This is a genomic window from Herbaspirillum lusitanum P6-12, assembly GCF_000256565.1.
GTDB classification, from domain to species: domain Bacteria; phylum Pseudomonadota; class Gammaproteobacteria; order Burkholderiales; family Burkholderiaceae_D; genus Herbaspirillum; species Herbaspirillum lusitanum.
In genome coordinates, this window is the sequence record NZ_AJHH01000182.1 from 1 (window position 1) to 6,594 (window position 6,594).

9 protein-coding genes are annotated in these 6,594 nt (G+C 57.6%); 3 read left to right on the forward strand and 6 right to left on the reverse strand.

Features of this window, described 5'->3' with window-relative positions; all coding sequences use genetic code 11:
- Positions 1 to 367: 367 nt before the first annotated feature.
- Together ispH and HLUSI_RS0106335 are read right to left on the reverse strand one after the other, a co-directional pair.
- Positions 368 to 1,330 carry a 4-hydroxy-3-methylbut-2-enyl diphosphate reductase gene (gene ispH / locus HLUSI_RS0106330; RefSeq protein ID WP_016833194.1) on the reverse strand — a complete coding sequence of 321 codons (963 nt, stop codon included), beginning with the start codon at positions 1,328 to 1,330 and terminating at the stop codon, positions 368 to 370.
- 10 nt (positions 1,331 to 1,340) lie between these two features.
- On the reverse strand, positions 1,341 to 1,796 hold the full coding sequence (locus tag HLUSI_RS0106335) for an FKBP-type peptidyl-prolyl cis-trans isomerase (RefSeq protein WP_016833195.1): 456 nt from the start codon (positions 1,794 to 1,796) through the stop codon (positions 1,341 to 1,343).
- A gap of 156 nt (positions 1,797 to 1,952) precedes the next feature.
- Here HLUSI_RS0106335 and radC point away from each other — a divergent pair, with 156 nt between their 5' ends.
- The 3 genes from radC (at position 1,953) to rpmG (ending at position 3,201) form a co-directional block, all read left to right on the forward strand.
- Positions 1,953 to 2,627: a RadC family protein gene (radC, locus tag HLUSI_RS0106340; RefSeq protein ID WP_016833196.1), complete on the forward strand. Its 675-nt coding sequence runs from the start codon at positions 1,953 to 1,955 to the stop codon at positions 2,625 to 2,627.
- A 145-nt stretch (positions 2,628 to 2,772) separates the two neighbouring features.
- Positions 2,773 to 3,009 (forward strand): 50S ribosomal protein L28, encoded by a 237-nt coding sequence (rpmB, locus tag HLUSI_RS0106345; RefSeq protein ID WP_006463730.1) that lies wholly within the window; start codon positions 2,773 to 2,775, stop codon positions 3,007 to 3,009.
- 24 nt (positions 3,010 to 3,033) lie between these two features.
- A complete protein-coding gene (rpmG, locus tag HLUSI_RS0106350) occupies positions 3,034 to 3,201 on the forward strand; it encodes a 50S ribosomal protein L33 (RefSeq protein WP_016833197.1) in 168 nt (55 codons plus the stop codon).
- 127 nt (positions 3,202 to 3,328) lie between these two features.
- Here the strand turns inward: rpmG and HLUSI_RS0106355 are convergent, their stop codons facing one another.
- The 4 genes from HLUSI_RS0106355 to HLUSI_RS32175 form a co-directional block, all read right to left on the reverse strand.
- Positions 3,329 to 3,691 carry an MliC family protein gene (locus HLUSI_RS0106355; RefSeq protein ID WP_016833198.1) on the reverse strand — a complete coding sequence of 121 codons (363 nt, stop codon included), beginning with the start codon at positions 3,689 to 3,691 and terminating at the stop codon, positions 3,329 to 3,331.
- Positions 3,692 to 3,732: 41 nt separating this feature from the next.
- Positions 3,733 to 4,929 (reverse strand): DesA family fatty acid desaturase, encoded by a 1,197-nt coding sequence (locus HLUSI_RS0106360; protein WP_016833199.1) that lies wholly within the window; start codon positions 4,927 to 4,929, stop codon positions 3,733 to 3,735.
- Between the two features lie 103 nt (positions 4,930 to 5,032).
- Positions 5,033 to 6,397, reverse strand: coding sequence for a mechanosensitive ion channel family protein (locus tag HLUSI_RS0106365; protein ID WP_016833200.1), 1,365 nt, complete (start codon positions 6,395 to 6,397; stop codon positions 5,033 to 5,035).
- 23 nt (positions 6,398 to 6,420) lie between these two features.
- On the reverse strand, positions 6,421 to 6,594 hold a 174-nt coding region (locus HLUSI_RS32175), incomplete at its 5' end, for a phospholipase D-like domain-containing protein (RefSeq protein WP_330987137.1).

Here is a 6,594-nt window from a genome sequence, read left to right on the forward strand (position 1 = left end):
CACCGCGCCGCAGCGCCTGCTATCGGCGGTGCGACCTTATGAGGTCAAACGGGAACGCTGGACGAAACGAGGGAGAAGCGCGTCAAGATGGAGCGTGCAAGGGCAAGCTGGGGCAAATTCTCGGGGGTGCTCATGCGACTGGTCATGATCAGGGACGCTCCTTCTTTGTCGAAAGGTCTTGGGACGATCAGAAAAGCGAGTGCGCCTTGTGGGGACTCGCGGTTGGAGCGGGATTATACCTAAGCAGGCGCGGCAACTCGAAAAACCCTGAAAATGCCTTCCCAGCCTGCCTGTCCGCGTCATCCGCTGCATAAAAAAAGCGCACCGGAGTGCGCTTTTTTCAGACCCGGAGCAAACCGGAATCCCTTCAGTTGTTGCCGATCACGGAACGACCGCCGCCCAAACCCTTGGGCATCGGGAAGGTGACGTGTTCTTCAATGCCTTCAAGGATGCGCACGCTGCGCAGGGAGCCTTCCTTGATCCGGTCGATGACGGCCTGCACCAGGACTTCCGGCGCGGAGGCGCCGGCGGTGACGCCGACACGACGCTTGCCGTCCAGCCATTCCTGCTTGATCAGTTCGGCGTTGTCGACCATGTAGGCCGGCACGCCCTTCTTTTCCGCGACTTCACGCAAGCGGTTGGAGTTGGAGCTATTGGGACTGCCGACCACGATCACGACGTCGACTTGCGGCGCCATGAACTTGACCGCTTCCTGACGGTTGGTGGTGGCGTAGCAGATGTCGCCTTTTTTCGGCTCGGCGATAGTCGGAAAGCGTTGCTTGAGCGCCGCGATGATGTCGGTGGTGTCGTCCACCGACAAGGTGGTTTGCGACACATAGGCCAGCAAGTCGGGATCGGTGACCTGCAGCTTGAGCACGTCGTCGACGGTTTCCACGAGGTACATGCCGGCTTCGGTCTGGCCCATGGTGCCCTCGACTTCGGGATGGCCTTCGTGGCCGATCATGATGATCTCGCGGCCTTCGCGGCGCATCTTGGCCACCTCAATGTGGACCTTGGTGACCAGCGGGCAAGTCGCGTCGAACACGGTCAGGCCGCGCTCCTGCGCTTCGGCCTGTACCGCCTTGGAAACGCCGTGCGCGGAAAAGATGACGGTGTTCCCCGCTGGGACGTCGGCCAACTCTTCGATGAAGATCGCGCCCTTGTTGCGCAAGTCGGCAACGACGTAGGCGTTGTGAACGATTTCATGGCGCACGTAGATCGGCGCGCCGAATTGCGTCAGCGCGCGCTCGACGATTTCGATGGCGCGATCGACGCCGGCGCAGAAACCACGCGGCTGAGCCAATAAAATTTCAGATTCTTGCTTGTCCATATCGAGCACCTTACAGAATCCCGATGATTTTTACTTCAAATTTGAGTGTTTGTCCGGCCAGCGGATGATTGAAATCGAACAGTGCGCCTTGCGCATCGATCTCGCGCAGCACGCCTGCAAAGCGGCCGCCGCCCGGCGCCGCGAAATCGACCAGATCGCCGACACGATAATCTTCGTCCATCGACGAGTTTTCTTCCAGCGTGGCGCGTGAGATGCGCTGAATCAATTCCGGATTGCGCGGTCCAAAAGCCTGCTCCGGCGCCAGCTCGAAGGTCTGGTGCACACCCTCCGGCAATCCCAGCAGGCAAGCTTCCAGAAACGGCGCCAGTTGACCCTGGCCGAATTGCAGCGTGGCCGGTTTTTCCTCGAAAGTGCTGACGATGTTTTCACCGGTCAGCGAAGCCAGGCGGTAATGCAGAGTGAGATAAGCGGTTTCGGTGACGACCGGGACGGAGACGTTGGACATGAACAGTTTTCAGTAAGCGTGGCAGCGTGGCAAATAAGCGGGCCGATCGAGACAACATATCGAGACAACATAAACCGATACGGCAGCCCGCTATTGTAAGCCACGTTGCGAAGCTCCGTAAAAAACCCCTCGATTTTTGAGCATTTAAAAGGCCCCATGGCAATCACCGATTGGCCGGAAGACCAGCGCCCACGCGAGCGCCTGATCCGGCAAGGCGCACACTCCCTGTCTGACGCCGAATTGCTGGCGGTGTTCCTGCGCGTGGGCGTGACGGGCAAAAGCGCGGTCGACCTCGGGCGCGACATGGTCGGGCATTTCGGCTCGCTACAGGCATTGTTCAGCGCACGGCTGGCCGATTTCTGCGGCATCAATGGCCTCGGCCCGGCCAAATACGCCCAGTTGCAGGCGGTGCTGGAACTGTCCCGGCGCGCCTTGGCCGAAGAACTGACGACCGGCACGACGCTCAGCTCGCCCAAGGCGGTGACGCATTATCTGCAGTTGCTGTTCCATGGCAAGGCGTACGAGAGCTTTGTGGTGCTGTTTCTCGACGTCAAGAATCGCCTGATCGAGGCGGAGGAAATGTTTCGCGGCACGCTGACGCAGGCCAGCGTTTATCCACGCGAAATCGTCAAGGCGGCGTTGGCGCGCAACGCTGCGGGCGTCATCCTGGCCCACAATCACCCTTCCGGCGAGCCAGAGCCGAGCAGCGCCGACCTGCTGCTGACGCAAACGCTGCAACAGGCGCTGGGCCTGGTGGAGGTGCGCGTGCTGGATCACATCGTGGTGGCTGGGCGGCACACGCATTCATTTGCGGAGCACGGCCAGCTATAAGAACCAGGAATCTGGACGGCTTTTTGAATTGTTAAATTCAATTCAAAACAACGACACAATTGTTTTCCGCAAGTCATTGAATAATCAATGTTTTTTGGCTATACTCTCTTTTTTTCCAATTTCTGGAATTTTTAAGGAGCACTCCATGGCACGTGTATGCCAAGTCACCGGGAAGGGGCCGATGGTCGGCAACAACGTCTCCCATGCGAACAACAAGACCAAGCGTCGCTTTTTGCCTAACCTGCAAAATCGCCGCATTTTCGTCGAGTCGGAAAACCGCTGGGTTTCGCTGCGTTTGTCCAACGCCGGCCTGCGCGTGATCGACAAGATCGGCATCGACGCCGTTCTGGCCGATCTGCGTGCTCGTGGCGAAAAAGTCTAATTAGCAGAGTAAAGGAAATCTATCATGGCTAAATCCGGCCGCGACAAAATCAAGTTGGAGTCGACCGCAGGTACAGGTCACTTCTACACCACGACAAAGAACAAGCGTACGACACCTGAAAAACTGGCGATCATGAAGTTCGATCCCAAGGTTCGTAAGCACGTTGAATACAAAGAGACCAAGATCAAGTAATTGATTTTTCTCTTGTCGTAAAAAAGCCCCGCGATTTGCATCCGGGGCTTTTTTTATTGCCTGGCGTTGCTGACAACTTCAGGCCTTCAGTACAAATTCATGGCAGCGGGAAGCCACCGCCCTGCTCTCACCACTTTTCAATCTGTTTGCAGTCCTTGAGGATCGGCTCGGCATTCTCGCCCAGCGTTTCGTCCGCGAGGAATCCCTCCTTGCCCTTGCTCCACCAGACGTAGCGGCCGGCAGCGTATTTCGCGCCCGAGGCAGCAAGCACACTGACGAACAATTGGCGCTTGCCGGCTACCGGCAAATACGCCAAGGCTCCCGCGTTGGTATTGAGATAGCGAACCGGCAGACGCACGTCGCCGGCGCACTGGTAAATCAGGCGCTGCTGGCTCTGGATCTTGACATCGGGAAGATTGAGGCTGGGCGGTGTAGTCTTCGCCAGCGTTGCGCCGGGAAGCGCCGCCGAAGCGGCGACGGCTGCGAGCAAAATTGCAGGAATAACCTTACTCACAGCCGATGGTGCAAATATCAAGCGTAGCTGCGCAGGCGCAATGCGAAGTCACGCAAGGCATGGATGCCTGACGCTTCAGCGCGGACACACCAGTCTTGCAACTGTTGCAGCAACTGTTCGCGGGTCGAATTGGAACGACCCCAGATCGCGCCCAGTTCCACGCGCATTTCGTGCATGGTCTGCAGCGCCTTGCTGTGCGTGAACAGTTCGGACAATTGTTGCTTCTGACCGTCTTCCAGCTTGGCCGGCTCACGTTGCAGCAGCTTCTTGGACGACTTCAGGAAACGCGATTCGAGCTTGGCCTTTTCCGCCAGATGCTCCAACTCGTCGGCCCAGGCGCGCTTGAGCGACTTGGCGTACTTGGACATGACGTCGTAGCGATTGGCGATCACGGATTGCAGCGTGTCGAAGTCGGCGACCAGCTTCTGGCGATCGAACTTCGGCGCCGGCGCAATCTTCTTGACCTTGGCCAGGCCCATGATTTCCAGAATGCGGATGTACATCCAGCCGATGTCGAACTCATACCACTTGGACGACAGCTTGGCCGAGGTGCCGAAAGTGTGGTGATTGTTGTGCAGTTCTTCGCCGCCGATGATGATGCCCCATGGGAACACGTTGGTCGCAGCGTCGTTGCAGTCGTAGTTGCGATAGCCCCAGAAGTGGCCGATACCGTTGATGATGCCGGCGGCGGTGATCGGGATCCACAGCATCTGGACAGCCCAGACGGTCAGACCGATGACGCCGAACAGCATGACGTTGATGATCAGCATCAGGCCGACGCCTTGCCAGCCGAAACGGCTGTACACATTGCGCTCTACCCAGTCGTCCGGCGTGCCATGGCCATACTTTTCCATGGTTTCGGCGTTCTTGGATTCAGTGCGATACAGCTCGGCGCCTTCCAGCAGCACCTTCTTGATGCCGCGCACTTGCGGGCTGTGCGGATCTTCTTCGGTTTCGCATTTGGCGTGGTGCTTGCGGTGAATCGCGGCCCACTCCTTGGTGACCATGCCTGTGGTCATCCATAGCCAGAGACGGAAGAAATGGCTTGGAATGGCGTGCAGATCCAGCGCACGGTGCGCCTGGCAGCGATGCAGGTAAATGGTGACGCCCGCGATCGTGATGTGGGTCACAATCAGGGTGTAAAAGAAAATCTGCCAACCGGTTGCGTGCAGCAAGCCGTTCGAAAGAAAGTCCAGAATCGAATCTACTGTCATTACCACTCCAAAAAGAAAAACTTCACGGCAAAAGAGTTTGCCATACAACCTTTGCTGAGCAACTTGCCAAGTGAAGTTGCCACCATCTGGCACTTATATTCTTTTATTTACCGGCATTGTACGCTGATTGTGCATCCTTGTGCGCAGAAGATGTCATATCGTCAACACTTTGTTCAAAACTGCGCGGATCCATCAGCCGAATGTCGCGTTTTGGATGCGCCACCTGGATGCCATGGGTTTTGAACACCCTCCAGATAGCCCTGTTAACGTCCGAGAGCACGTTCAGACGACCGTTTTCCGGGTCCGTGATCCAAAAACCTATTTCCAGCTGCAAACCGTCCTCGCCGATCTTGAGCAACAAGGCTTGCGGCAAAATCTGGTCGGATACGCGCTCCACTGCAAATGCGGCCTTCTCCAGCATAGACAACACCGTTTCGATATCGTCCTGATACAAGATCGTAACTTGTGTTGCCAAACGTATAATTTTTCGATTCAGCGAGTAGTTCTGGACCGGGGTCGACATGAACATTTCGTTAGGCAACACGGATTCAATCCCATCCAGCCCTTCGAGAATGGTGTAACGCGTGTTGATCTGCGTCACTTTTCCGAAATAACGGTCCACATTCACCATATCACCGATCGCCAGGCTGCGTTCGAGCAGGATGACGAAGCCCGATACGTAACTGCTGGCGATTTTTTGCAGACCCAGACCCAGACCGACGCCGAGTGCACCGCCGAACACCGACAGCACCGTCAGGTCGATGCCGACCGCCGACAGGCTGACCAGGATCGCCACCAGGATCAGGATCGCCCGGACCATCCGCGCCACCACCGTGCGCAGCGACAAGTGCATGGTGTTGAGCTTCATCATGCGGTCTTCCAGCATGGCGCCGGCCCACAGCGCGATGATCAGCGTCACCAGCACCGAGGCGGTGGCCTGGAGGATGGTCAGCAGCGAAGTCTTGTGGCGGCCCAGCGGCAGCATCGTGGTGTCGAGATAATCGACCAGATCCGGCCACATGCCGGTGATGTAGAGCAGGACGCAGATCCAGACCAGCGTGGCGAAGACTTTTTCGAACAGCTGGAGGAAGGCGCCAGCGGTGGTTTCCTTGACGAAGATGCGACGCAGGACATAGAACACGAACCGCATCGCCACCTGCGAAATCATCAGCGGCATCATGACATGCCACAGCGTCACCGGCAGCTTCAGGCGGATCAGCACCAGTCGCGCCAGCGTCAGCAGGATCAGGATCAGCAGCGGCGACAGCACGCGCACGAAACTCTTGACGCCGATATGCACCACGCTCTGCTCGTCGCCGCCCGACAGCGTGAACAGCTTGCGCAGCCAGCGCGACAAACCCCAACCGCAGGCCACGCACAAGGCGATGATTGCGAGTTGGCGCAACAGCTCCGTCGGCGGCAACTCGCCGAACAGGTAATCATAGAAATCGGTCAGCAAGGTTGACATGATCTTTCTTGGCGATGAATGGCCTAGCGGTCGGCCCGATATGCTTCGGCTTCCTCGAAATGACGCGTCCAGTTGGCGGCGTACTTTGCCGCCAGCGGCGGATTCTTGCGCGCGATCAGGATATTTTCAGCATTCTTGTTTTGCGCCGACCAGGTGAAATTATAGCTACCGGTGATCACGGTGGCGCCCCCGGGGGG